Genomic DNA, 24699 nt, shown 5'->3' with positions numbered 1-24699 from the left:
GCGAACCGGAAGGAGAGCGATCATGCACGGGTGCTGCTCGAAGTGCACCGGACAGGGCTGCGGCTGCTGCGGCAACTGCAACTGATCCCACCCGGCGCCCGCGGCGGTGCGTTGCCGCCGCGGCGCCCCCAACCCGCCGGGTGACGGAACGCCGGGACCGCGGCCCGTGCCAAAATTCCCGGATGCCCGCCCTCTCCGAAGTCATCTCCGTGCTGGAGCGGGCCTACCCGCCCGCGCTCGCCGAGTCGTGGGACGCCGTCGGCCTCGTCTGCGGCGATCCCGCCGAACCCGTGCGCCGCGCGCTGTTCTGCGTCGACCCCGTCGCCGAGACCGTCGAGGAAGCCGTCGAGCTCGGGGCGCAGCTGATCGTCGCGCACCACCCGCTGCTGCTGCGCGGCGTGCACGGCGTGCCCGCCGACACGGCCAAGGGTGCGCTCGTGCACCGGATGATCCGCGAAGGCGTGGCCCTCTACTGCGCCCACACCAACGCCGACTCCGCCGACCCCGGCGTCTCCGACGCCCTCGCGGCGGCGATCGGGCTGCGCGTCACCGGCCCGCTGACCCCCAACGAAGACGGCGTCACCGGCATCGGCCGCATCGGCGAACTGCCCGGACCCGAGCCGTTCTCGGCGTTCGTCCAGCGCGTCGCCGACGCCCTGCCCGCGACCGTGCCCGGCGTGCTCGGCGCCGGTGACGCGGACCGCCCGATCCGCACGGTCGCCGTGTCCGGCGGCGCCGGGGACTCCTACCTCAAGCAGGCCACCGCGGCCGGTGTCGACGCCTTCGTCACCGCCGACCTGCGGCATCACCCCGCCGGCGAACACCTCGCGGGCCGCGGCCCGGTGCCCGCGCTGGTCGGGCTGACCCACTGGGCCAGCGAGTGGCCCTGGTGCGGGCAAGCCTCGGCGCTCGTGGCGCAGGCCTTTGCGGGTAACGTCGACGTTCACGTGTCCACGCGGTGCACCGACCCGTGGAACGTCCGCGCCGAGCGCACATCGATTTAGAGGAGCACCGTGAAGGCCGAACCCGCCGTGCAGCGCCAGTTGCTCGAGCTCGCCAAGGTGGACGCCGAGCTCTCGCGCACCGCGCACCGCCGCCGCACCCTGCCCGAGCTGGCCGAGATCGACGCGGGGGAGAAGACCGCCCGCGAGCGCCGCGACGCGCTCGTGTCGGTGGAGACCGCCGCGTCCGACCTCGACCGCGAGATCGCCCGGCAGGAGAAGGAGATCGAGTCGGTCCGCGCCCGCGAGGACCGCGACCGCAAGCTCCTGGCGTCCGGCTCGGTGAACTCGAAGCAGATGACCGACATCGAGCACGAGCTGCAGTCGCTGGAACGCCGGCAGAGCGCGCTGGAGGACGACCTGCTGGAGCTGATGGAGCAGCGCGAGGCCCTCGGCCTGGACGCGCAGCGCACCGGCGCCGAGGTCGACAAGGCCGAGGCCGGCGTCGCGGCGGCGATCGCCCGCCGCGACGAGGCGTTCAAGGACCTCGACACCACCCGCGCGCGCCGCGTCGAAGACCGCGAGAAGCTGGTGCCGCGCTTCCCGGAGCCGCTGCTCAAGCTGTACGAGCGCGTCCGCGAGCACAAGGGCATCGGCGCCGCGCTGCTGCGGGCCCGCCGCTGCGGCGCGTGCCAGCTGGAGCTGGACCGCAACACGGTCAACGAGATCAAGGCCGCGCCGGAGGACGACGTCATCCAGTGCGAGAACTGCGGCGCGATCCTGGTCCGGACCCTGGAGTCGGGTCTGTGACATCGCACGTCGTCATCGAGGCCGACGGCGGCTCCCGGGGCAACCCCGGCCCGGCGGGCTACGGCGCGGTGGTGAAGGACGCCGAGACCGGCGACGTCCTCGCCGAGCGCAAGGAAAGCCTCGGCGTGGTCACCAACAACGTCGCCGAGTACAACGGCCTGCTCGCCGGCCTCGCCGCGGCGGCCGAGCTGGGCGCGTCCACAGTGGACGTCCGGATGGACTCGAAGCTCGTGGTGGAGCAGATGTCCGGGCGCTGGAAAATCAAGCACCCGGACATGCAGCCGCTGGCCGAGCGGGCCAAGGAACTGGCGGCGGGGTTCTCGCGCGTCAGGTACGAGTGGATCCCGCGCGCGCAGAACTCCCACGCGGACCGCCTGGCGAACGAGGCGATGGACGCGGCGACCGGCCGCCCCGCCGCCGGCCGCCCCGGCACGGCGGCAAGGGCGGCGGCCGTCACCGGCGCCACCGCCGACCCGACCGGCACCGCCGCGGACCTGGCAGCTACCTCCGCCGGGGCCACCGGCGCCACCACGGCCCCGGCCACCAAGCCGAAACTCCCCACCCGGCAACCCGACCGCGCCGCCGTGGCCTGGACCGGCGCGAAAGGCACCCCGACCCGCCTCCTCCTGCTCCGCCACGGCCAGACTGAGATGTCGGCCCTGCGCCGCTACTCCGGCCGTGGCGACGTCCCGCTGACCGAGCTCGGCCGCGCGCAGGCCGCGGCCGCGGCGAAGCGGCTGGCCGCGACCGAGGGCCTGGTCGTCGACGGGGAGGCCGTCCCGATCATCGCCTCGCCGCTGACCCGCACGAAGCAGACCGCGCAGGCCGTCGCCGACGCGCTCGGCGGGCGCGTCGAGACCCACCCCGGCCTCATCGAGACCGACTTCGGCGAGTGGGAAGGCCTGACCTTCGCCGAAGCAGCCGACCGCGACCCCGAACTGCACCGCGCCTGGCTGGGCGACCCTTCGGTGCCGCCGCCCGGCGGGGAGAGCTTCGACGTCGTCCACCGGCGCGTCCGCAAGGCCCGCGACGAGCTCATCGCCGAGCACGGCGGCCGGACGTTGGTGCTGGTCAGCCACGTGACGCCGATCAAGACGCTGCTCCGGATGGGCCTCGACGCCGGACCCCAGCTGCTGTTCCGCCTGCACCTGGACCTGGCGGCGCTCTCGATCGTCGAGTTCTACCCCGACGGGAACGCCTCGGTCCGGCTCGTCAACGACACCTCGCACCTCGCCTGACCGGGGAAAGTGTGGGGTGGATCACGCTCGACACCGACGCCTGGCGGACCCCGGATGGGGTATTGGCTACAGTGTCTCGACCGCGTCGCCGCGGTGGCGGATCCGCCGACGGATCCACTCAGGGGGCGCCGGCTCGCGCGTATCCCACCGGCAGAAGCCTGCGGGCGGAACAGTGACGAGGACATGACGGCTAGCGCACTCACCGAGACCTCCCCGAGCGACGTCCCCGAGGACCCGGCCACCACCACGGCCACCCGCGGCTGGGGCGCGCGCCTGGCGCCGGTGCTGGCCGTGCTCGCCGGCGTCGCGGCCGTCGCCGTCCACGCCACCCGGTACGGCCACTGGATCGTCGACGACGCCGCCATCACCTTCTCCTACGCCCGCAGCTTCGCCGACGGCCTCGGCCCGGTGCTGCAGCCGGGCGCCCCGCCGGTCGAGGGCTTCTCCGACCCGACGTGGATGGTGCTGCTCGGCCTCGGCAAGCTCGTCGGCCTCTTCGACCACGGCACGCTCTTCGGCGTCCCGGACTACGTGCTCTTCCCGAAGGCGCTGGGCCTGCTGTTCACCGGTGGCGTCCTGACGGCCTGCCACATCGCCGCGAAGCAGATCTTCACCCGCTTCGCGTGGCTCGCGACGCTCGTCGCCGGCCTGACGCTGGCGACGATCCCGTCGTACGTCATCTGGGTCGTCTCCGGCCTGGAGAACTCGCTGTTCGCGTTCGCGGTCGTCACGCTGGGCGTGACGCTGTTCGTCTCGGTCAAGCGGGACGTCCTGCTGACCCCGAAGGTCGCGCTCTGGGCGGGTGTCCTGGTGGCGTTCGCCGCGCTGACCCGGCCGGAAGGCCTCATCTACGCGGGCGCGTACCCGCTGGCCGCGCTGTTCCTGCTGCGCTCGGGGCTGTTCTGGAAGAGCTTCCGCCTCGCGCTGCTGTCGGTGGCGGCGTTCGCCGTGCCGTTCGGCGCGTACGTCGTCTGGCGGCACGCCGAGTTCGGGCGGCTGCTGGCGAACCCGTCGGTGGCGAAGCAGCAGGGCCTGCCCGGGTTCGACGCCGTGAAGCGGCCGTTCGAGCTGGCCGGCTACGCGGGCTGGACCGGCGTGGTCGCGCTGGCGTTGGTGATCGTGTTCGCGCTGGCCAAGGCGCCGTGGCGCCGGTCGCTGGTCGCGCTGCTGGTGCCGCTGGGGCTGGGGATCGTCGCGTACGGCGTGATGGTCGCCGACTGGATGTACCAGCACCGGTTCGCCAGCCCGGTCTGGCCGCTGGCGGTCATCGCGGGCACGCTGTCGGCCGGTGAGCTGCTGCGCCACCGCCAGGCGCTCCTGCGCGTCGGCGTGGTCGTGGTGCTGGTGGGCGCGTTCGTCCCGTCGGCGATCGGCTTCGCGGCCTCGGCGGACAAGTTCGCGAAGAACCCGAACATCACGGCGTGCCTGGTGGCCGACCGCTTCGGCCGCGGCTTCAACACCTACGCCGACATCCTGGGCCTGCCGAAGGCGTCGCTGCTGCTGCCGGACCTCGGCGGCTCGTCGATGACCAGCCGGCTCGAGCTGGTCGACATGGCCGGCCTGGTCAACAAGCCGATCGCCGACCTGGTGCACGACAACGACCTGGCGGGCCTGCGCAACTACGTGTTCGACACGGTCAAGCCGACGTTCATCCACTCGTGGGGCCCCTGGGCGGCGGGCAACGGTATTGCGCTGGACCAGCGCCTGGACCGCGACTACGTGCTCATCTACAGCTCGCCGATCGAGGGCCTGCGCAACGGCGACTGGGTCCGCAAGGACGCGGTCACCGACCCGGCCAAGCTGAAGGCGGCCCAGGACTACGCGGCGAAGACGATCCCGGCGGTGGCCGCGGACCGCTTCGGCGGCCCGCTGGACGACTGCGGCCCGACGATGAAGCCGGGCCAGACGATCACGATGCCCAGCTGAGGCCGAGCCACAGCGCCACGGTCGCCGCGGCGAGGCTCAACGGCGTCGTCAGCGCGCCCAGGACGTGGAACGTCTTGAACGAGGGCGGCTCCGGGAGCGTCCGGCGCCACAACAGGGTCGCGAGCGAGCCGAGGTAGCCGGCGTTCGGGCCGATGTTGACGCCGAGCAGCACCGCCAGCAGCACGCCCGGCGCCGGGTGCGGGCCCAGCACCGACAGCAGGATGAGCGTGGCCGGGAGGTTGTTGACCAGGTTGGCCAGCAGCGCCGCCACCCCGGCCGCGATCAGCAGGTCGACCAGGCCCGTCGACGTCGGCAGCACCTGGCGCAGCACGCCGCCGAGGACGTGCTCCGACACCGCCTCCACCACGACAGCCAGGCCGAGCACGAACAGGCACAGCTGCGGCGCCGCCTCGGTAATCAGCTGCCACGGCCGGATCTTCCGCTGCGCGACCGCGCGCACGCCGAGGACCAGCGCGGCCAGCGCCGCGATCCAGACCGGCTCGACGTGCCCGAGCTGCCCCACGGCGAACCCGGCGAGCGTCAGGCCGAGCACGACGAGCGCGAACGTCGGCGTCTCGAGGTGCTGCCGCGGTTCGGCAGTCTCGCGCGGCCGCAGGTCGGCCCGGAAGAAGCGCAGGAACACGAGCAGTTCGACGGCGAGCGTGACGAGCCACGGCAACGCCATCAGCGCGGTGAACCCGGCGAAGGTCAGCCCCGACGTGGCGAAGGCCAGCAGGTTCGTCAGGTTCGACACCGGCAGCAGCGTGGACGCCGAGTTCGCGAGGTGCGCGCACGCGTAGACGTGCGGCCGCGCGGGCAGCTCGAGGCTGGTGGCGGTCGCCAGCACGACGGGCGTGAGCAGCACGACGGTGGCATCGAGGCTGAGAACGGCGGTGACCCCGGCCGCGGCGGCGAAGGTGAGCACGAGCAGCCGCCGCGGCCGTCCGTGACACGCTTCGGCGAGCCGGTTGCCGAGCCAGGAGAAGACCCCGTCGACACTGGCCAAAAAGGACAAAAGCAGAATGGCGGCCAGAAACCCCAGAGTGGGCAGGATTTCCACGGCCCGCGCCCCGGCGGCGGAGGGTTTCACGAGCCCGAGGAGCAGCACGACCCCGGCCGCGGGAACGGCGGCGACGGCCTCGGGCCAGCCCCGCGGCCGGACGATGGCGAAGACGAGCACACCGGCCAACAGCAGCAGACTGGCCGCGCCCGCGAGGAGATTCACGCGTTCACGCTAACTGCGGTCCGGTTTTGTCGGTCCCCCCGGGTAGTGTGGAAGACGGGGGGCGCCCCCGCGGGTCGGAGTCCGAAGTGGACGGCGGCAGTGTGGCCCGGCGGCTCGCGCCTTGAGTTCTGCGGGCTGAGACCCCCTGCCTCGCGCCTGAGCCCCGGGGGCTGAGGCTCGCCGCCTTTGCCCGGGTTCCGGAGGCTGAGGCTCGCCGCCTTCGCCCCGGTTCGGTGGTCGTCGCCTGGAGCTCGCGCCGAGTTGAGCGGCCATCGATTCGCCACCTCGCGCCTCAGCTCGGCGATCTCCGGCCCCGTGAGCTCGCGCCCGGGGCGGCGGCCATCCGCCTCGCGGGCTTGTACTCGGATCAAGCGGCCATCGGCCCCGCGACTTCAGCTGCGAGCACCGCCGCCATCGACCTGCAAGCCAGCCGCCCAGCCGCCCCACTGCAGTGGCCACCCAGCGAGCTCGGCGGCCATCCGCCCGCTGCGAAGACTTCACCAGCGCCCCGCCGAGCTCCGCCCGCCGCCTTGCGCAGCCGTCCCGCGGACCAATGCACCAGCTCAGCGGCCACCCCACCCAGCGAGCTCAGCGACCGTCCGCCCGCTGCGAAGACTCCGCCAGCGCCCCGCCATCCAGCGCCTCAGCGCAGCCGCCCCGCGGACCCACGCGACCCCGCGCCAGCTCAGCGACCGTCCCCCCGCTGCGAAGACTTCGCCAGCGCCCCACCCAGCTCCGCCCGGCCCGGGATCCCCAGCTTCCGGTACGCCCCGGACAGGTGCAGTTCCACCGTCCGCCGCGTCAAGTGCAGGGCCGTGGCGATCTCGCGGTTCGTCAGCCCCTGCGCCGCCATCACCGCGATGCGGTTCTCCTGGCGGGTCAGCCCGTGCTCGTTGTCCTTCGCCGGTGTCAGCGCCCGCCGCGCCGATCTCAGCTCCTCCGCCGCCCGGCGGGCGAGCGGGCGCGCGCCGCACTGCTCGCTCAGCTCCACCGCCTGCCGGAGCGTCTCGATCGCCTTCTCCGACTGGCCGTGGCGGGCCTGCAGCGTGCCCAGCTCCGTCAACGCCGTCGCCAGCTGCAGCCGCGACGGCGAGGTCCGCAGCGTCGTGATCGCCTTCTGCAGCGCCCGCTCGGCTTCGTCGTCCTCGCGGACCAGGCCCAACGTCGTCAGCGCCGTGCCCAGCGGCCGGGGTGCGCCCCAGCGGGCCGCGGCGGTGCTGTCCTCCTCCGCCAGGCGGGCCGCGTCGTCGGCCTGGCCGAGGGCCAGCGCCGCCCGCGCCGCGTGCGCGCGCCACGGCACGAACCCCGGGAACCGCATGCCGTGGTGCGCCAGCCGCCGCCCGCAGCTGAGCAGGTCCTCGAACCCGAAGCGCGTGTAGCCCGTCGCGACGCGCAGGCGGCCGCGCGCGTACAGCAGGTACGTGTGCGTGAACAGGCCCTGGCTGGCGACGAAGTCCATCCGGTCCAGCAGCGACGTCGCCGCCTCGAACCGGCCCAGGTCCACCCAGCACTCGACGAGCTTGGCCGCGCACAGCACGCCGACCGGGCACGTCGTCGTGCCGCCGCGCTCGTCGAACCGCCGCAGGAGCGACTCGAAGTGGACGCTCGCGCGCTGCAGGTCGCCGCTGGCCTGCAGCGCGATCCCGCGGGCCAGGGTGGGCAGCGCGCCGTGCGGCACGTGCACGTCCCACGGCTCGCGCTCGACGTCGAGGACCCGGCACAGCCGGTCGACGTGCGCCGGCTCTTCCGCGAGCACCGCCGTCGCCAGCGTGAAGAAGTAGTGCTGTTCGAACAGGAAATCACCGTCGTCGCCGGTCAACGCGTCGGCGAAGTGGCCGACGGCCTCCTGCGCCGACTCGCCGCTGCGGACGGCGTCCAGCGCCAGCAGCGCCGAGCGGCTCCGCTGGGCCGCCGGGTCGGTCAGCGGCGCCCACTGCTCCTCGAAGTCGCGGAACTCCGGCGGCGGGCCGAGCCGGCTGCCGGCCTCGGCGAGGTAGGTCATGCACAGCAGCGGCCACACGGCGTCCGGGCCGCCGGCGTCGAGCCGCGCCGCGATCTGCCCGGCCGCGCTGATCCCGAGCCGGGCGTCCTGGCCGCCGCAGAGGGACAGCAGCATCGCCGTGGCGATGTACGCGGCGGTCTCGCGGTTGCCGACCGTGTCGACGGCTTCCCGCACCCGCTTCGCCGCGGCGGGCGGGTCGAACTGGAACTCCGCGTGCGCGAGCTGCAGCAGCACCGCCATCCGGCGCCCCGACGTGAGCCGCTCGTCCAGCGCCCGCCGCAGGTGCCGGGCGGCCAGCTCGGGCCGTCCGGAGAACACGGCGTCGCGCGCGCTCAGCCGCAGCACGTCCACGGCCCACGGGATCCGGATCGACGTCGCTTCCAGCAGGTGGGCGGCCACGCGCTCGGGCGGCGCCCCCGCCTCGGTCAGCAGCTTCGCCGCCCGGGAGTGGTTGACCGCCCGCGTGGTCTGCGGCATGTCCTTGAGCAGCGAGTTGCGGACGAAGGAGTAGGTCAGCGTCGGCTGGTCGCTGTTGTTCAGCACGTGCAGCCGGACCAGGGTGTCGATCGCCTGCAGCGCGTCGAGCTCGTCGACGCCGGCCAGCCGGGCCAGCAGGTCGAAGCCGGCGTCCTCGCCGAGGATCGCCGCCGCGTGCAGGATGGCCGGTGCGTGCGGGAACTCCTGCACCCGCGTGGTGAGCACCTGCCCGATCAGCGACGAGCCGAGCTCGTGCGGGTCCGCGCCGGGCAGCAGCCGCGGCCGCAGCGCCTGCAGCAGCACCGGGTTGCCGCCGGTCGCCTCGCGGCAGGCGGAGGCCAGCTCCCCGGGGGCGAGGCCGAGTATTTCGGCCGCGGCCGCGTCGCCGAGGCCGTTCAGCGTGGTCGTGACCGGGGTGCTCCCCACCATGTCCAGCAGCGCGACCTCGCGGTGCGGGGGATAGCCGACGACCGACGTCAGGACGAGCAGCACCGGCAGGTCGAGCACGCGGTTGCGGACGTAGGCCAGGCACCGCATGGACCAGGCGTCGGCCAGGTGGATGTTGTCGATGCCGAGGAACAGCGGACCCCGCTCGGTGGCGTCGCGGACGATCCGGAAGAAGAGGTCGAGCGCTTCGCTCTCGCCTGCCGCTCCGCACAGTTCGGTGACCGGCGGACGCGGAGGCGCTCCCGGCTGCTCGAGCGCCTCGGCCAGCTGGCGGACGAGCCCCCCGGGCAGGTGGCTCTCCAGCCGCGACCCGGTGGCCATCGCGACGGTGAATCCCGCGTCCGCGGCCAGCGCCGCGGCGGTCCGCAGGGTGGCGCTCTTGCCCATGCCGAACTCACCGGCCAGCACGGCGCTCGCGGCCGCGCCGCCCACCACGACCGGGAAGAGCCCGGTCAGGCGGCCGAGCTCGGGCTCGCGGCCGGGGAGCCGCGGGGCGGGACGCTTCGGTACCGAAGCCCCGTTGCCGGGGTGCTCGGGATTTACTTCGGTATCCACCGTAAGGACTTTCATGTTGGGTTGGGGCAGACTACTGGAAACCGGCCGACCACGGGAGTGACCGCGGACCGCTGCCGGTACCGGCGACGACCTGACCAGGGGAGACGATGGACGCAGCGGATGCGAACCGGATCTTCCCCGTGGCCGGCCTTGCCCCGCAGAGGGTGAACGCGGCCACGCCGAGCGCGAGCAGCAGGAGCGGGCCGGCCGCCGGCCCCTGCAGCGCGGCCGGGCCCGCCGGCTTCCGGCGCCGGGCCGCCCCGTCGCCCGGCGGCAGGTAGCCCAGGCGCACCGCCTCCGCCAGCGCGCCGGCCACCGGGGTGAACCCGGCGACCCGGCCCCGGCAGCGGGCGCAGCCGCGCAGGTGGGCCTCGAACTCTTCCGGATCGTCGTGGACGCCGAGCCCGTACGCCGCGGCGTCCCCCTTCCGGCCCCTCATCGGATCGTCACTTCCCCGAGCGCCTTCCGCAATTGCCGCATCGCCGTGTACAACCGCGATTTGACGGTCCCCTCCGGAATTCCGAGAATTTCCGCCGCCTGTCGAACGGTATTTCCGGCGAGGTACGTCTCGTAGATGACGGACTGGTATTTCGCGTCCAGTTCCCGCAATGCCCCCGTAATCGTTAGCGCGGCTAACGAGCTGTCGGTGCGATCGGTGGACTCGGCGTTTTCCGGGATCTCCAGAGCGACCTCCTGCGGGCGGACGCGGCGATTCCTCCAGCCGTCGATGACGATCCGCCTGGCCACCGTGAGCAGCCATCCGCGCAGCATTCCGGGCTCGCGTTCGAGGGTGTCGGAGTGCTGCCAGGCGCGGATCATGGTCTCCTGCACGACGTCCTCGGTCCACTGCCGGTCGTGGTTGGTCAAGGCCAGTACCTGCGCGAACAGGGTGGCTCGGAAGTCCTTGTAGAGCAACGGGACGAGGTCGTCGCCCGCCGCGGGGCCGGCGTCGACCGCCGTGGCGGACGAGGCGTAGCCGACGTGGCCGCGACTTTCTCTTCCCAGCTCTTCCATAGAAGCTCGCAACCTCACCTGACTGGCGGACCGTGGGGTCGTCGGAGCGTAGCGCAAAAACACTTAATAGGCCATATGCATTAGTTTCGACACTCAATTCGACGCACCATCGACGACCGCCACCGCGCACGAGTTCACAATGCGTCTTGTGATACACGTCACAGGTCACCAAAGGGTGACGGCGAGAACCGGACCACCCCTTCTCCCCGTAACAGGAGGTGAGGACTCCTTCGCGAAGGGACAACGGGGATGCCGCTCCGATTCGTGGCGTTGCTGGCCGCCGCGGCCGCGCTCGTGCTGGGCTGCGCCGTGCCGGCGTCGGCCGGGGAACTGCAGCAGACCGACCGCACCCTGCTGATCCGGCTCAAGCAGCACACGTTGTGGGCCGTGCCGTCGAGCAGGCTCGCCGTCGAGCGGGCCACCAACCGGCGCGTGCGTGCCGTCGCCCTCCGCATCGCCGACGACCAGGCCCGGCTCGAGGTCGCCCTGCGCGCGGTCGCGGACCGGCTCGCCGTCACCTTGCCGGGAGAGCCCACAGCCCAGGAGCGCTCCTGGGCCGGCGAGATCGCCGCCGGCTCGGGCGACGCGTTCGACCGCGCCTACGTCAACCGCCTCCGCGCCGAGTACGGCACCCTCTTCGGCCTCGCCTCCGACGTCCGCGCGGGCACCCGCGACGACGACGTCCGCGCGTTCGCCCAGACCGCCGTCGACACCTCACTCGGGCACCTGACGCTGCTCGAGAGCACCGGGCTCGCCGAGACCACGTCCCTGCTCGTCTCCGCCACCGAGGACGACACCCTCGGCGGCGGCGCCGTCGCACTCGGCGCCGTTCTCGTGGCCCTCGCCGCCGTCGCCACGTTCGGCCTGCTCCGCCTGCTCGGAACCCCCGGCAGGCCCGCGCCGCGCACCCGGAGGTAAGCCGCCCCATGTCCCCGTTCGCCGCGCTGGTCCCGGTGTCGCCGCACGACACCGGGATCGCCGAGGCCGCCGCGCTCTCCGGCCGCCTCACCTACCTCTGCATGTGCCTGACGCTGTGCTGGGGCGTCCTGGCCGCCACCGGCTGGGTCCGCCGGTTCAGCGGCCAGGACGCGATCCGCACCGGGCACACCGCGCTCGCCGCCGTCACCCTCGCCACCGGTGCCCTGCACGGGCTGACCTTCCTCTTCCTCGAAGACGACCCCTTCGGCGTCGCGGACCTGCTCCTCCCGTTCTACGACGGCACCCCGCGGCACGCGCTCGGCATCGCCGGGCTGGAGCTCGTCCTCGCCGTGTCGGTGACCGCGGGCCTGCGCCGCGGCGCCCGCGAAGGCCGCTGGCTGCGGTTCCACCAGGCCGGCTACCTCGCGATCGGTCTGCTCGCCGTGCACGCGTGGCTCGGTGCCATCGCGAGCGGGCACCTCGCCGTCGTCTGGCTCGCCGGCATCACGCTGCTCGTCCCGCCGGTGCTGCTGTCGGTGCTGCGCGTGCTGCCCGCCCCGGTCCTGGCCCGCGCCGGGCTGGTGGCCCCGCCGCCCGCCGGAGCCGGCCCGGAACCGGCCACCGTGCGCGTCGACGTCGACAGCGAGCGCTGCCACGCCTACGGGGTCTGCCAGGCCGAGGCGCCCCAGGTCTTCCGGCTCGGCCTGGACGGGCAGCTCGCGTACGAGAAACGCCCCGGTGCCCAGCTGGTCCCCGGCGTCCGGGCCGCCGCGCGTGCCTGCCCCATGCGAGCCATCCACCTGTTGGGAGCCACCCGATGAGCGAACGCATCGTCATCGCCGGCGCCGGTCTCGCCGGCCTGCGCGCCGCCGAACGGCTGCGCGAACTCGGGTTCGACGGCGAAGTCGTCGTGCTCGGCGCCGAACCCGACATCGCCTACCACCGGCCGGCGCTGTCCAAGCAGCTGCTCACCGGCGCGGTCAGCCGCGCCGACACACTGCTCGCCGACCCCCTCGAAGTCGACGCCGAATGGCGCTTCGACACGCCGGTCACCGCGCTCTCGCCGAACCGGCAGGTCGTCCACCTCCGCGACGAAGAGCTGCCGTACGACGGCCTGGTCATCGCCACCGGCGTCGAACCGCGCCGGCTGCCGGGCGCGCCGCACGGCCACCCGCGCGTGGTCGTCGTCCGCACCCTCGCCGACACGATCGCCCTCAAGCGCGCCCTCGCCACGAACCCCGGCCCGGTGGCGGTCGTCGGGGACGGCTTCATCGGCTGCGAAGTCGCCTCCAGCCTGCGGGAGATGAACCGCGAGGTCGTCCTCTTCGGCCGCGCGAGATCGCTGCTGGCCGACGTCCTCGGGCCCGACATCGGCGACTGGCTCACGGCGCTGCACACCGCCCGCGGCGTCCGCCTCGAACTCGGCACCACCATCCGCCGCTGGCGGCCGGCGCCCACGCACGTCGGCCTCGAGTTCGCCGACGGCCGCGCGGTCGAGGTCGCCTGCGTCGTCGTCGCCGTGGGCAGCGTCCCGGCCGTGTCCTGGCTGCGCGGCGCCAAGCTGCCCCTGGACGACGGCGTCGTCTGCGCGCCGACCTGCCACGTGGTCGGCTCGTCGACGATCGTCGCGGCCGGCGACGTCGCCCGCTGGCCCAACCTCCGCTTCGACCACGCACCGCACCGCGAGGAGCACTGGCTCAACGCCGTCGAGATGAGCCGCGCCGCCGCCGAGAACCTGCTCACCGGCCCCCAGGGGGCGCGGGCCTACACGCCGGTGCCGCGTTACTGGTCCGAGCAGCACGGCGTCCGGATCCAGGTCGCCGGACGGCCGTCCCTCGCGACGGACACCGTGCTGCTGGAGTCGCCCGTCCCGGGCACGCGGCCCATCACCGGCTTCGTCCGCCACGGCGGGCTCGTCGGCCTGATCGGCCTCGACAGCCCCGCCGCCGTCCTGCACTGGACCGCCGAACTGGCCCGCCAGCACCCGGTGCCCGCCGAGCCGCCGCCCGAAGCCCGGCCCCGCCACCGCACGGGGGCGGTGGCCGGTCGCTGAGCTACGATCCAGCCTGCGGACGAGCTGGCAGGGCGGTCGCGAGCCGGGGCGACCCGGCTCGAGGAAAGTCCGGACTCCGCAGGGCAGGGTGGTTGCTAACGGCAACCCGGGGCGACCCGCGGGAAAGTGCCACAGAAAACAGACCGCCTCCGTCCTGTACGGGGGTAAGGGTGAAACGGTGGTGTAAGAGACCACCAGCGTCCCGGGCGACCGGGACGGCTAGGTAAACCCCACCCGGAGCAAGGCCAAGAGGGAGCCCCCGGGCTCCTGCGCAGGCGTTCGAGGACGGCCCGTCCGAGCCTGCGGGTAGGCCGCTGGAGCCTGCCGGCGACGGCAGGCCGAGATGGATGGCCGCCGCCCCGGAAGCCGCAAGGCGACCGGGGAACAGGATCCGGCTTACATGCCAGCTCGTCCGCCCCGAGCCCGTGACTGCAGGGGCATCTCGCGTGATTGAAGGGGCATCGGCCTGATGCCCGCCGGATCACGCGTGATGCCCATCCGGACACGCGTGATGCCCCGTGGATCACGCGAGATGCCCGCTTCGGCCCGGGCGAATGTGGTTCCGGCGGGGGTTACCCGGTAGTAGGGTGCGCTCATGGCGGGTGACGAGCAGCGGTTCAAGTCGGCTTTCGACTCCTTGCACGCGTTCGTGTACTTCGCGCCCGAGGTCGACGCCGCGTTCGCCGGCGTCGGGCTGCGGCCGGGGCGGATGCCGTACTTCGCCGGGCGGGCCGCGCCCATGGGGGCCGTCGGAGCCGACGTCGTCGCGGCCACCTTCTACAACTTCAACCCCGAGGTCGTCGCCCGCACGATCCCGCGGGCCTGGACCTTGGCGACGCCGGAGCAGGTCCTCGACGCGCGGCTCGAAGGCACCGACCGGGCGCTGACCCGGCTCCTCGGCGAGCACGTCAAGAGCGACGAGGTGGCCGAGGCCGCCGAGCTCGCGCGCGAAGCCACCGCCGGCTGCCGTCCGGAGGGCCGTCCGCTCTACGCGGGCCACGCCGGCCTGCCGTGGCCGGGCGAGCCGCACCTGGTGCTCTGGCACGCCGTCACGCTGCTGCGCGAGCACCGCGGCGACGGGCACATCGCCGCGCTCGTCCTCGAAGGGATCGACGGCCTCGAAGCGCTCGTCACCCACAGCGCCACCGGACGCGGGTTCTTCACGCCCGCGGCCAAGCTCACCCGCGGCTGGAGCGACGAGCAGTGGACCGCCGCCGAGAACCGGCTGAAGGACCGGGGCGTCCTCGACGCCGAAGGGGCGCTCACCGACGCGGGCGTCGCGCTGCGTGACCGCCTCGAGGCGGCCACCGAAACGGCCGCGCGAGGACCGTGGGACCACCTCGGTGCCGAGCGGACCGCCCGCCTCGAAGAACTGTGCCGCGGCCTCAGCCGACGGGTCGTCGACGCGGGCGCGTTCCCCGAAGGGGTGTTCGCGCTCGGCCGACCGTGAACGGTCAAGATCACGCTATGTAGTGAAAAAGTGGTGAAGTTTCGGACATGCCGTGACGGACAGCACGCGGGGTCAAGATCGACATAGGCGCCGACCGGCGGACGGCCGTCACAGAACGGACTCGCGCGACACGGCCGATCGTGTCATGCAACACTGTTCCAGGCCGCACAACGGCGCGAGCGCAAGTACCCACAGTGAGCAAATCCCGGGCAATGGAGTGAGTTCGTCAGCACACTGAGAAGTATGGGTGGCCGGGCTTCAACCCGAGGCCCCTTGCCGCGATGATGGGGGGCGTGGAGTTTTCCCGTGGCACCCGCACCACGCCGGTTGACGAGCCAGCCGGTCTGTACGCAGTGCACTTTGACCACTACCCCTCGTAGCCCCCATGATGTTGTTCGAAGCACCGCCTGAGCCAGAACCGCGCGGCCTCGACCGCGCACCGGGAGTATCGCGATGATGACCTTGACCACCCTCGACACGCTGGCCGCCGGCGAACTGGGCACCGGGAACGTGCGCCAGTGGCTGCTCGACAACGTCATCCCCCTGGTGCTGCTGTCCGTCGCGCTCCTGCTCCTGTGGCTGGGCGGCGGCAAGGGCGACAACGCCGGTGTCATGCGCCGGCTCGCCGGCGTGGTCATCGCGCTCGCCATCATCGGACTCGCGGTCAGCGGCGCGGGCGTGAACGTGGGCCAGTGGATCGCCGGCCTGTTCACCGGCTGAGGGCGGGGCCGGCGTGCGCATCAGGACCGATGACGAGGTTTACCGGGTCGACGCCGTGTGGCTCGGCCCGCCGAAAGCGACTTTTCCCTGGAGAGCCCGGTACGTCGCCTGGCTCGTCGGCTTCCCGACGTTCTTCCTGGTGCTCGGCGTCGAACGCTGGGCCGGGTGGAGCTTCGGGTTCTTCTCGACGGCCTGGGCGTTCGTCGCCACCATCGTGATCACCCGGCTGCTCACGGCCAAGATCAGCCACGAGCGCCCGCTCGGCGCCGTGGTCGCGATGGCGGGCCGCGAGCTGAACACCCCCCGGGTGCGGAGCACGGGCACGGGCGGCGCGGTCAGCGCCAGCCGCGTCCGGGTGCGGGCCGAGCGCCCGCTGCCGAAGCACCGCCGCAGACGGCAGTACCGGCACCACGGCGGCCCGCTGGGTGCCGGTTCGGCCGTGCCCCCACCACCACCTTCAACGGGGGCGCTTCGCGCCACTGCGTCGATTAACCAGGGAGCACCACGAGCGCGCCGGAGCCGGGGCAACCCGGCTCGGGCCGGGAGGTAGTCGTTGTTCGGTCGCGGCGGTAGCCGAGGTACACGGGGTCGGGACACGCACTCGGGCGCGTGGCAACCGCCCGAGCAGGTCCGCGCGTCGCGGAACGGCTCGGGCAACAAGGCCCGCCTGCCCGGTGAGCAGGCGATTCCCGCCTACACCCCGTCGATCGCGGTGCGCAGCATCGACGGGCACCTGGTCCGCACGGGTGTCGAGGTCTACGCCTGGTACCGGCTGGCGCCGCAGCGCTGGTCGTTCCGCTCGGACTCCCAGCGGCGCGACCTGATCGCGGCCATCGCCGGCCAGTACGCCGAGCTGCAGGGCCGCTGGCTGCACCTGCGCGTGACGAACCGCCCGTACCCGATCCGGATGTGGGCCGAGGCGCACGTCTACAACGCGCACGGCCGTCCCGCCGACGTCCCGGGCGCGCTGTCCTTCGACGACTACCTGATCGGCGAGCAGCAGCAGCTGATGGGCCGCTCGATGGCCGAAAAAGAGGTCTACCTGGGCATCCAGGTGCAGACCCGGCGGATGGTCGACCGCGCGGTCGAGCGGGCCGCGCCGGTGCTGCGCCGGATCCTGCCCGAGGCCGTCGACGCCGAGCTGACCGCGCTGGACTCCGAGGTCGAGCACCTCGACCAGGTCATCGGCAGCGCCGGGTTCGAAGGCCGTCCGGTGCACGCCGAGGAGATGTCCTGGCTGATGCACCGGTCCTGCTCGCTGGGCCTGCCCGCGCCGCGGAACATGCCCGCGGTGCCGGGCGCGGCCTGGGAGCCCGAAGACCTGGCCAGCTTCACCGACGCCGCCGACTTCTACGCCGAGCCGTACGCGCCGACGGTGACCGTCCGCGGCCGCACCGGCTCCAACGCCGGCGTCTCCCGGCACCTGGCCATCCTCACCGTCGGGCAGATGCACGGCCTGCAGATCCCCGAGGTCGACGACCCGTGGATCCAGCACGCCGACCGGCTGCCCGCCGCGGTCGAGGTGTCCGCGCGCATCTACGTCCGCCGCCCCGAAGACGTGGCCGGCGAGCTGCAGCGGCAGATGAACAAGGTTCGCTCGCAGGTCAAGCACTACACCGACGAGCACGAGCTCGAACCGCCGCAGTCGCTGTCCCGGCAGGCCAGCCGGGTGCTGGAGATCGACGACGAGATGACGTCGGGCTTCACCGCGCTGGCCACCCGGGTCCGCTCCTGGTGGCGGCTGGCCGTGTCCGGCCCGACCGAGCGCGACGCGCTGCGCCTGGCCCAGCAGCTGCTCGACCTGTACAAGCCGAAGATCGCCATCGAGCACCCCGAAGCCCAGTACGCGATGGCGCGGGAGTTCATCCCGGGCGAGCCGCTGGCTTCGGCGGCGTACATGCGCCGCGGGTCGGTGGTCTGGGCGTCCTCGGCGGTCCCGACGGCGACCGCCGAGGTCGGCGACCGCCGCGGCATCCTGCTCGGCGAGACGTGTACGGCCACGCGGCGCCCGGTGGCCTGGGACCCGTGGATGGCCCAGGAGATCCGCGACGGCTCCGGCCTGACGGCCATGGTGGCGGGCCTGGGTGGTGGTAAGTCGTTCCTCGGCGGTGGCATCGTCTACAAGACGCTGCGCGCCGGGGCGAACTGGACGATCCTCGACCCCTCCGGCCCGCTGTCGCGGTTGTGCGACCTGCCGGAGCTGCGGCCGTACGCGCGTCCGATCAACCTGCTCAACGCCCAGCCGGGGATCCTCAACCCGTACCGGGTGGTCGCCGAGCCGCTGATCGAGCACTTCATGGACGAGGACGACCCCGAGCGCTCCTGGCGCCGTGAGAAGGCCCTCGCGGGCGCGACGCGGCGGCGTCTCGTGCTGGACGTCCTGACGGGTGTCCTGCCGTACGAGGTGTCCCGGATGGCGCAGACGCGGATCGTGCTGCTGCGCGCGGTCCGGGCCGTGGGCGGCCGGTTCGACGCCGATCCTGGCCAGGTAATCGATGCCTTGCGCCGGGATTCGTCGGAACACCACGAGCACGCGGGCGTCGTCGCGGACTTCCTCGACGAGATGCGCGAGCGGATGGCGCTGCTGATCCCGGAGACGGACGCGGACCCGTACTCGGAGACCCGCGACGACCGGCTGACGGTCCTGACGATGGCCGGGCTGACCCTGCCGAAGGACGGCGTCCCCCGCGAGTACTGGACCGACGCGGAGTCGCTCGGTGTCGAGATGCTGAACCTGGCGGCGTGGCTGACCCAGCGGTCGGTGTACGAGAAGCCGAAGGAGATGCGCAAGGGCGTCTGGATCGACGAGGCGTTCTTCCTCTCGGAGGTCCCGACCGGGCGCGTGCTGATGAACCGCTTCGCGCGTGACTCGCGCAAGTGGAACGTCCGCGTCCTGCTGTCGTCCCAGATCCCGGCGGACTTCCTGAAGATCCAGGGTTTCGTGGCCCTGCTGGACTCGGTGTTCGTGGGCCGCCTCGACGACGACGACGCCCAGGCGGACGCGCTGCGGCTGCTGAAGGTCCCGGTCGGCGTGGGCTACGAGCAGGTCGTGGCGGCGCTGGGACGTCGTCCCGGCTCCCAGCGAAGCGGCCTGGAGCGCGACGTCGAGCCCCGCCAGTTCATCTTCGGCGACGGAGCCGGCGGCGTGGAGCGCATCCGCGTCGACTTCTCCGGCCCGCACCTGGACCACCTGCGCGCGGTGATGGACACGACCCCGGGTTCGAAGGACGCGGCCCCGTCGCGGCGTCCGGGCAACGAGCTGGCGCTGCCGGCGGAGGAGAAGAAGCCGTACGTCGCGGTCCCGCCGGAGGACGACATCGCGCTGGAGCAGGACTTCGAGCTGGCGGCGGAACTGGAGGTCGGCCTGGCCGACGAGAACCTCCTCGGCGCCCCGGACCCCCTGGCAACCGAAACAGGCGAGGTGGAGGGCGGCGTCGAGTCGCCCAACGGGCAGCAACCCGCCCGCACCGGCGGAAAGGGCGGCACCGGCCGGGACGCCGCATGAACACCGTGCTGACGCTGGCGGTCGTGCTGACGTTGGCCGCGGGGTGGCATTCGCTCAAGCGGCGGATCAAGGAAGGTCCGCGGCCGGGGCGGCGCACGCCGGGACGCAAGGCGACGATGTTCGCCGTCATGCTCGTCCTGGGGCTGCAGGCCATCGCGACCGCTCCGGCGGCGAGCGCGGCGGCCTGCGGCGAGGCGCCCAACCCGGAACGCCCCGGCGCGGGCATGGTCGGCGCGATCGACCCCGCCGAAGGCCACGGCGAGGCGGGCAGCCCGTACGTCGACTACAGCTACGCGGGGTTCGTCTGGAACACCTTCGAAACGAACTGCACCGGCATCAGCCTGACGCCACCGGGCTCGACGCTCGACACCTGGGGCGGCAACCAGCTGTTCAACCTCGGCAAGAACATCGTCGGCGCAACGAACTCGCTGCACTACACCGTGCTCGAAGGCGGCCTGCTCAACCCGCTCTACAGCGCGGTGAAGTCGGGCGCGGAGAAGGTCTACAACAACATCTACGCCCAGCTGTTCGGGCTGGTCGCGCTGATCATGTCGATCATGTTGTTCCGCAACATCTGGCGCGGTGACCTGGCCGCGGTCAGCAAACGGGCGCTGTACGCGCTGGCGGGCGTCTGGCTCGCCGCGTCATCGCTGGCGATGCTGCGGTACTTCGACCCGATCGACAAAGCCATCGTCCAGACCACGACGAACATCCAGGCCGGGTTCGTCGACGACTCCAACGACCGGGTCATCCGGCACGTGCTGCCGACGAACCTGCACAACGAAATCGTCTACAAGAACTGGATCCGCGGGGAGTTCGGCTCGCCGACCGCGCCGCAGGCCGAGCAGTACGGCCGTCCGCTCCTGGACGCACAAGCCTTCACGTGGGCGCAACTGCGCAATGGCGACGACGGCAACCAGGCCGTCATCGACGGCAAGAAGAACGCCTACAAGGACATCTCCACCAAGCTCGGCCCCGCCACCGGCTACTTCACCGGCGAAGCCGGCGGCCGCACCGGCGCCGGCTTCCTCGCCTTGGGCCAATCCCTCGTCTACTCCCTCTTCCAGCTCCTGGCCAAGGCGAGCGTCCTCCTGGCCCAGGTCCTTATCCGCCTCTTCGCCCTCACCGCGCCGCTGATCGGCCTCGTCGCCCTCCTGCACCCGGAGATCCTGCGCCGCGTGCTCAAGGTCGCCGGCGGGGTCGCCTTCAACCTCGTCGTGCTCTCCGTGCTCGCCGGCGTGCACGCGTTGCTGCTGCAGGCCATCTTCGACGCCGGCAACTCGCTGAACATGCTCACGCAGATGGTCCTCGCCGGGCTCATCACCGTGCTGCTGTTCATGGTCGGGCGCCCGGTGCGGCGGCTGTGGCAGATGGTCGAGATGTCGGTCAGCATGGTCGGCGCCGCCGTGCCGTCGCCCGGCGGCGGGATCTTCTCGCGGTTCCGGCGGCACAAGAACGGCCCGACCCCGCAGGACGAGTTCTGGCAGCACGTCCGCGACACCGACGACGTCGTCGACGGCGAGCAGCGCGGTCCGCTCGGGGCCACCGCCGGCGGCGGCCGGTTCCGGCCGGAAGCCACGATCTTCGCCAACGCCCAGCGCCTCGACGGCACCTCCGGCGCCGCCCGCCCGGCCGCGGCCTGGTCCGGCGCGTGGCCGGGGTCCATCCCCCGTGGTTCCGCGGGCGCGCTGCCCGCGGGCGGCCGCCCCGGCGCCCCGGTGTTCGGCCAGTACAACCCGGCCGGCAGCGACGGCGGCGAGTACGTCGTCGTCGGCGCGGGCGGCCGTCCGACGACGCGGGAAGAAAGCCGGCGCGTCGACACCTCGCCGGTGGCCGACCGGCGCTGGAGCGACGAGCCGGAGCCCGTCGTCGTGCCGTCCGACCTGCGGCCGCCCGAGTCCGGGTTCAGCGACTACGCGCCGCGCACGCCGGGCGTGCGCGCCCAGCCGCGTCGCGTGGACCCCGAAGTCGTCGCGGGCAAGCCGGTCTTCGTGCTGTACCGGCCGTCGCGGGGCATCGAGGTCCGCGAGGAACCGCGGGACACCGACCAAGTACTGGGGCGGTGACCGATGCCGATCCGCACCAACCGCGGCCGCGCCGCGGTCTACCGGCGCCTGTGGGGGTGGCCGCTGCGCTCGCCGCGGCACCTGATGGGGACGCTGGTGTTCCTGGCCATCCTGGTCACCGCGCTCGGCATCGTGCTGCCCAAGGTCGTCGGCAAACCGCAGGCCAAGGCGGCACCCGGCGGCCCGGGAACGACCACTTCGGTCACCGCGACCCCGCCCGGCGTCGCCGCGCCCGTCCCGACGTCCAATCTGCCGACGCGGCTGTCCACGCCGCTGGCCACGCCGACACCGACCACGCCGAATGCCGACGCCATCCGCGTCGCGAAGGAGTGGGCCGCGGCCTGGGTGAACCACCCGGCCGGCATGACCTCGGCGCAGTGGCTGGCGCAGCTGAAGCCGTACACCACCGACGAGTACCTGCCGGTGATGGGCACGGTCGACCCGGCGAACATCCCGGCGACGAAGGTCACCGGTGAGCCGGTGGCCGGCACGGCGTACCCGAAGTCCGTGCAGGTCACCATTCCGACCGACGGGCCGAAGCTGGCCATCACGGTGGTGAGCACCAACGCCGGCTGGCGGGTCGCCGACTACGACCAGGCGAGCTGACCGTGCGGCGCCTGGGGTTGTGGCTGGGGCTGGTCGTGTTCGTCGCGATCGGCGCGCTGGTCGTGACCGCGGTCGCCGCGAAGGTCGTCATCGACAACCAGCAGGCGCAGGCTCGCGGCGTGAACCTGATGAGCTGCGACGCCTCGGTCGGGCCGACCCAGCCCGGCCAGGGCGACCGCGGCACGGTGGACGCGTCGAAACTGGACGACGAGCAGCGCGGGATTGTCGCGCTCATCATCTCGCTCGGCAAGCAGCGGTCGCTGGCGCCGCGGGCGTGGCAGGTCGCGATCCAGGCCGGGATGACCGAGTCCGGCCTGCACAACCTGACCTTCGGCGACCGCGACTCCCTGGGCATCTTCCAGATGCGCCCGTCGATGGGCTGGGGCACGGTGGCGCAGGTCACCGACCCGACGTACGAGGTCAACAAGTTCTACGACGTGCTGCTCGCGGTGCCGGACTGGGAGAACAAGCGGCCCGGCGACGCCGCGCAGGCGGTGGAGCGCTCGGGCTTCCCGGACCGCTACCACAAGTGGGAGCCGATGGCGGCCACGCTGGTGGAGTCGGTCGGCCAGGTCGTCGACGTCGTCTCCTGCGGCACCGGCATGGGCGCGCTGCTGCCGCCCAGCCAGGCCGCCGCGCAGGCGATCAAGTTCGCGCTGGGCGAGCAGGGGAAGCCGTACGTGTGGGGCGCCACGGGCCCGGATTCCTACGACTGTTCGGGCCTGATGCTCCGGGCGTACGAGTCGGCGGGGATCATCCTGCCGCGTGTCTCGCAGGACCAGTACCACGCCGGCGCGTTGCTGCCGGTGCGCGAGGCGCAGCCCGGTGACCTGCTGTTCCTGGCCACCGACCCGTCCGACCCGGCGTCCATCCACCACGTGATGATGTACCTGGGCGACAACAAGATCGTCGAAGCGCAGCAGACGGGCGTCCCGGTGCACACCCGGGCCTTCTCGTTCGACGAGCGCGAACTGGTGCCGCAGGCGGTCCGTCCCGGCGTTTAGCATGGGTGGCGAGGGCCTGGACAGGGTCGGACCGATTCACCGACGTCGCGGCGCTTCCACGAGCAGGTGACCGCGTACTGGCAGAGGATGAGCACGTGGGACGCAAATTCGGCAGGCGGGGCAAGCCCGGAGCGGGCGAGCCCGGGGACCCGGCGGCGCTGTTCGGCGCGCCTCAGCCGCCCCGGCAGAGTGCGCGTCCCGCGTCCAGCACCCCGCTCGCCGACCAGCTGGGCCAGGGCTACCCGGGCGTGGACGCGGGGTACGTCGTCCTGCCGAGGTCGTTGGCGGAGGGCATGTCGCTGCCATGGCAGCACCAGATGGCGGCGCTGCTGGCCCAGTTCCACGCGGAGCACGCGGGGCTGGCGTGGCCGATCTACCGGGTGGTGCCGTCCCGGTACGAGAAGCTGGCGGACCTCGACGAGGAGCAGCTCGCGGAGGCGGGCTACCTGGTGGAGATGGACGCCGACGGCGAGATGGTCTACCGCGAGCGGAGCGGCCGCAAGGTCGACGACCCGGAGAACACGTCGGTCCTGGTGTCGTGCCTGGACCCGATCCCCAAGCCGGCGGCCCGCCCGGCACCCCCGGCCGCGGCCCCGCCTGGGCAGGCCCCGGCCCCGATGAACATCGGCCCGGCTCCGGTGTGGCGAACGGTGCCGCAGCCGGTCCAGGCCCAGCCGCCCCCGGCGCAGCCGGTCCAGGCGCAGCCGCCCGCGGCGCAGCCGGTCCCGGAGCCTGTGTGGGGGAGTCCGCAGTCCCGTCAGGAGGCTCACCCACCTGGAGCGGCGGGGGTGGCGCCGGAGTGGTCGGTGGCGGCCGAGCCGGATTTGCCGGGGCCGGTGAAGGCGCCGCAGTCGCCTCAGTCGTCTCCGCGGCATGCGGCGGCGGAGTCGCGTCCGGCTTGGGCCGGGGAGCCTGAGGTGGCGTTGCCGTCATCGGTGGCTCGGCCGGAGGAGGTTGTGGGTTCGCCGGAGGCTGTTACCCCGGCGCCGGTCGGGTTGGGGCAGCGGAGTTTCGGGGAGTCGGAGACCGCTGCTGCGGGACCGGTGGAGCCGGTGCAGCAGGGCTTTGAGCAGTCGGAAGCTGCGGTAGCGGCCGAGTCGGGGCAGCGGGGCTTTGGGGAGCCGGAAGCTGCCCCTTCGGGACCGGCCGAGTCGATGCAGCAGGATTCCGGCGAGTCGGCGCCGCAGGGCTTCGACCAGGTTGGCGCACCGGCGTCGGCCGAATCGGTTTCGCAGAGCGCCGGTCAGTCAGAGGCTGCCGTTCCGCCGCTGGCGGAGATGTCCGGTCAGGCGGAGGCACCGGCGCCTGACGTGAGTGGATCGGCGGCGGAGCGGCCGGAAGAGGCGGGTCACCCACAGGATGCTTCGGCCCCTGGCGGACCGGATTCGCCACAGGCGGAGAGGCAAGAGTCCGCCGGTTCGGCTGTGAGCGGGCCGGTGTTGCAGGAGCCCGAGCAGCCAGAAGCTGCTGCCTCAGCTTCGGACGAACCGGCGCCACAGGACTCCGGCCTGCCGGAAGGTGCTTCAGCAGCATCCGACGAACCTGCGCCAGAGGCTGCTCCCAGGGAAGCGGTCGAACCCGCGGCGGCCGAGGCGCAGTCGGCGAACGGTTCCCAGCCTGAGGAAGCTTCACCCGAACCAGCCGAGCCCACGGCGGGCGAAGCGGCTGGAATCGAGGCGCCCGCTCCGGCCGAACAACAGCCGGTCCATTCGCTCGGGTCCGATGACCCGACAGGCGCGCCC

General features: G+C 72.8%; 18 protein-coding genes and 1 other RNA gene. 15 read left to right on the top strand and 4 right to left on the bottom strand.

All coding sequences use genetic code 11. The features are described from left to right. The first annotated feature begins 182 nt into the window (after nt 1–182). The 4 genes from ACLJPY_RS20665 to ACLJPY_RS20650 all read left to right on the top strand — a co-directional run bounded on the left by ACLJPY_RS20665 (nt 183) and on the right by ACLJPY_RS20650 (nt 4915). The gene (locus ACLJPY_RS20665) at nt 183–1004 is read left to right on the top strand and encodes a Nif3-like dinuclear metal center hexameric protein (RefSeq protein WP_410590669.1); all 822 of its coding nucleotides are present in this window, start codon (nt 183–185) and stop codon (nt 1002–1004) included. A gap of 9 nt (nt 1005–1013) precedes the next feature. Continuing rightward, complete coding sequence (locus tag ACLJPY_RS20660) at nt 1014–1751, top strand: zinc ribbon domain-containing protein (protein ID WP_410590667.1); 738 nt, start codon at nt 1014–1016, stop codon at nt 1749–1751. After that, on the top strand, nt 1748–2989 hold the full coding sequence (locus ACLJPY_RS20655) for a bifunctional RNase H/acid phosphatase (protein ID WP_410590666.1): 1242 nt from the start codon (nt 1748–1750) through the stop codon (nt 2987–2989). Before ACLJPY_RS20660 ends, ACLJPY_RS20655 begins: the two co-directional genes overlap by 4 nt. A 183-nt stretch (nt 2990–3172) precedes the next feature. Continuing rightward, complete coding sequence (locus ACLJPY_RS20650) at nt 3173–4915, top strand: hypothetical protein (protein WP_410590664.1); 1743 nt, start codon at nt 3173–3175, stop codon at nt 4913–4915. Here the strand turns inward: ACLJPY_RS20650 and ACLJPY_RS20645 are convergent. The 4 genes from ACLJPY_RS20645 to ACLJPY_RS20630 form a co-directional block, all read right to left on the bottom strand. Further along, a complete protein-coding gene (locus ACLJPY_RS20645; protein ID WP_410590663.1) occupies nt 4899–6140 on the bottom strand; it encodes an SLC13 family permease in 1242 nt (413 codons plus the stop codon). The genes ACLJPY_RS20650 and ACLJPY_RS20645 overlap by 17 nt on opposite strands. Nucleotides 6141–6825: 685 nt before the next feature. After that, the gene (locus ACLJPY_RS20640) at nt 6826–9621 is read right to left on the bottom strand and encodes an AAA family ATPase (RefSeq protein ID WP_410590662.1); all 2796 of its coding nucleotides are present in this window, start codon (nt 9619–9621) and stop codon (nt 6826–6828) included. A gap of 31 nt (nt 9622–9652) precedes the next feature. Beyond that, complete coding sequence (locus ACLJPY_RS20635; RefSeq protein ID WP_410590660.1) at nt 9653–10060, bottom strand: hypothetical protein; 408 nt, start codon at nt 10058–10060, stop codon at nt 9653–9655. Further along, entirely contained in the window at nt 10057–10635 is a 579-nt protein-coding gene (locus ACLJPY_RS20630) for a sigma-70 family RNA polymerase sigma factor (RefSeq protein ID WP_410590658.1), read from the bottom strand. Before ACLJPY_RS20630 ends, ACLJPY_RS20635 begins: the two co-directional genes overlap by 4 nt. Nucleotides 10636–10884: 249 nt before the next feature. Here ACLJPY_RS20630 and ACLJPY_RS20625 point away from each other — a divergent pair, with 249 nt between their 5' ends. From ACLJPY_RS20625 to ACLJPY_RS20575, 11 genes are all read left to right on the top strand, one after another. Next, nucleotides 10885–11553, top strand: a complete 669-nt coding sequence (locus ACLJPY_RS20625; protein WP_410590657.1) for a DUF4142 domain-containing protein — start codon at nt 10885–10887, stop codon at nt 11551–11553. A gap of 8 nt (nt 11554–11561) precedes the next feature. Next, on the top strand, nt 11562–12374 hold the full coding sequence (locus ACLJPY_RS20620; RefSeq protein WP_410590656.1) for a ferredoxin: 813 nt from the start codon (nt 11562–11564) through the stop codon (nt 12372–12374). Then, nucleotides 12371–13606: an NAD(P)/FAD-dependent oxidoreductase gene (locus ACLJPY_RS20615; protein WP_410590654.1), complete on the top strand. Its 1236-nt coding sequence runs from the start codon at nt 12371–12373 to the stop codon at nt 13604–13606. The genes ACLJPY_RS20620 and ACLJPY_RS20615 overlap by 4 nt, the downstream gene beginning before the upstream one ends. Before the next feature lie 20 nt (nt 13607–13626). Beyond that, nucleotides 13627–14021: RNase P RNA component class A (rnpB, locus tag ACLJPY_RS20610), an RNA gene on the top strand. 180 nt (nt 14022–14201) lie between these two features. Continuing rightward, the gene (locus ACLJPY_RS20605) at nt 14202–15056 is read left to right on the top strand and encodes an SCO6745 family protein (RefSeq protein WP_410590652.1); all 855 of its coding nucleotides are present in this window, start codon (nt 14202–14204) and stop codon (nt 15054–15056) included. 453 nt (nt 15057–15509) lie between these two features. Beyond that, nucleotides 15510–15776 (top strand): hypothetical protein, encoded by a 267-nt coding sequence (locus ACLJPY_RS20600; protein WP_247061182.1) that lies wholly within the window; start codon nt 15510–15512, stop codon nt 15774–15776. A 13-nt stretch (nt 15777–15789) separates the two neighbouring features. After that, nucleotides 15790–16326, top strand: coding sequence for a hypothetical protein (locus tag ACLJPY_RS20595; protein ID WP_410590651.1), 537 nt, complete (start codon nt 15790–15792; stop codon nt 16324–16326). A 3-nt stretch (nt 16327–16329) separates the two neighbouring features. Beyond that, nucleotides 16330–19281, top strand: a complete 2952-nt coding sequence (locus ACLJPY_RS20590) for an ATP-binding protein (protein WP_410590650.1) — start codon at nt 16330–16332, stop codon at nt 19279–19281. After that, nucleotides 19278–21347 (top strand): magnesium transporter, encoded by a 2070-nt coding sequence (locus ACLJPY_RS20585; RefSeq protein WP_410590648.1) that lies wholly within the window; start codon nt 19278–19280, stop codon nt 21345–21347. The genes ACLJPY_RS20590 and ACLJPY_RS20585 overlap by 4 nt, the downstream gene beginning before the upstream one ends. Nucleotides 21348–21350: 3 nt before the next feature. Next, the gene (locus tag ACLJPY_RS20580) at nt 21351–21953 is read left to right on the top strand and encodes a hypothetical protein (RefSeq protein ID WP_410590647.1); all 603 of its coding nucleotides are present in this window, start codon (nt 21351–21353) and stop codon (nt 21951–21953) included. 2 nt (nt 21954–21955) lie between these two features. Then, on the top strand, nt 21956–22957 hold the full coding sequence (locus ACLJPY_RS20575; RefSeq protein ID WP_410590645.1) for a C40 family peptidase: 1002 nt from the start codon (nt 21956–21958) through the stop codon (nt 22955–22957). The last annotated feature ends 1742 nt before the right edge of the window (nt 22958–24699 follow it).

It is taken from the genome of Amycolatopsis sp. lyj-23, assembly GCF_046549135.1.
Lineage (GTDB): Bacteria > Actinomycetota > Actinomycetes > Mycobacteriales > Pseudonocardiaceae > Amycolatopsis.
Note: the sequence above shows the minus strand (reverse complement) of the source record. Positions and strands in the feature narration are given on the sequence as shown.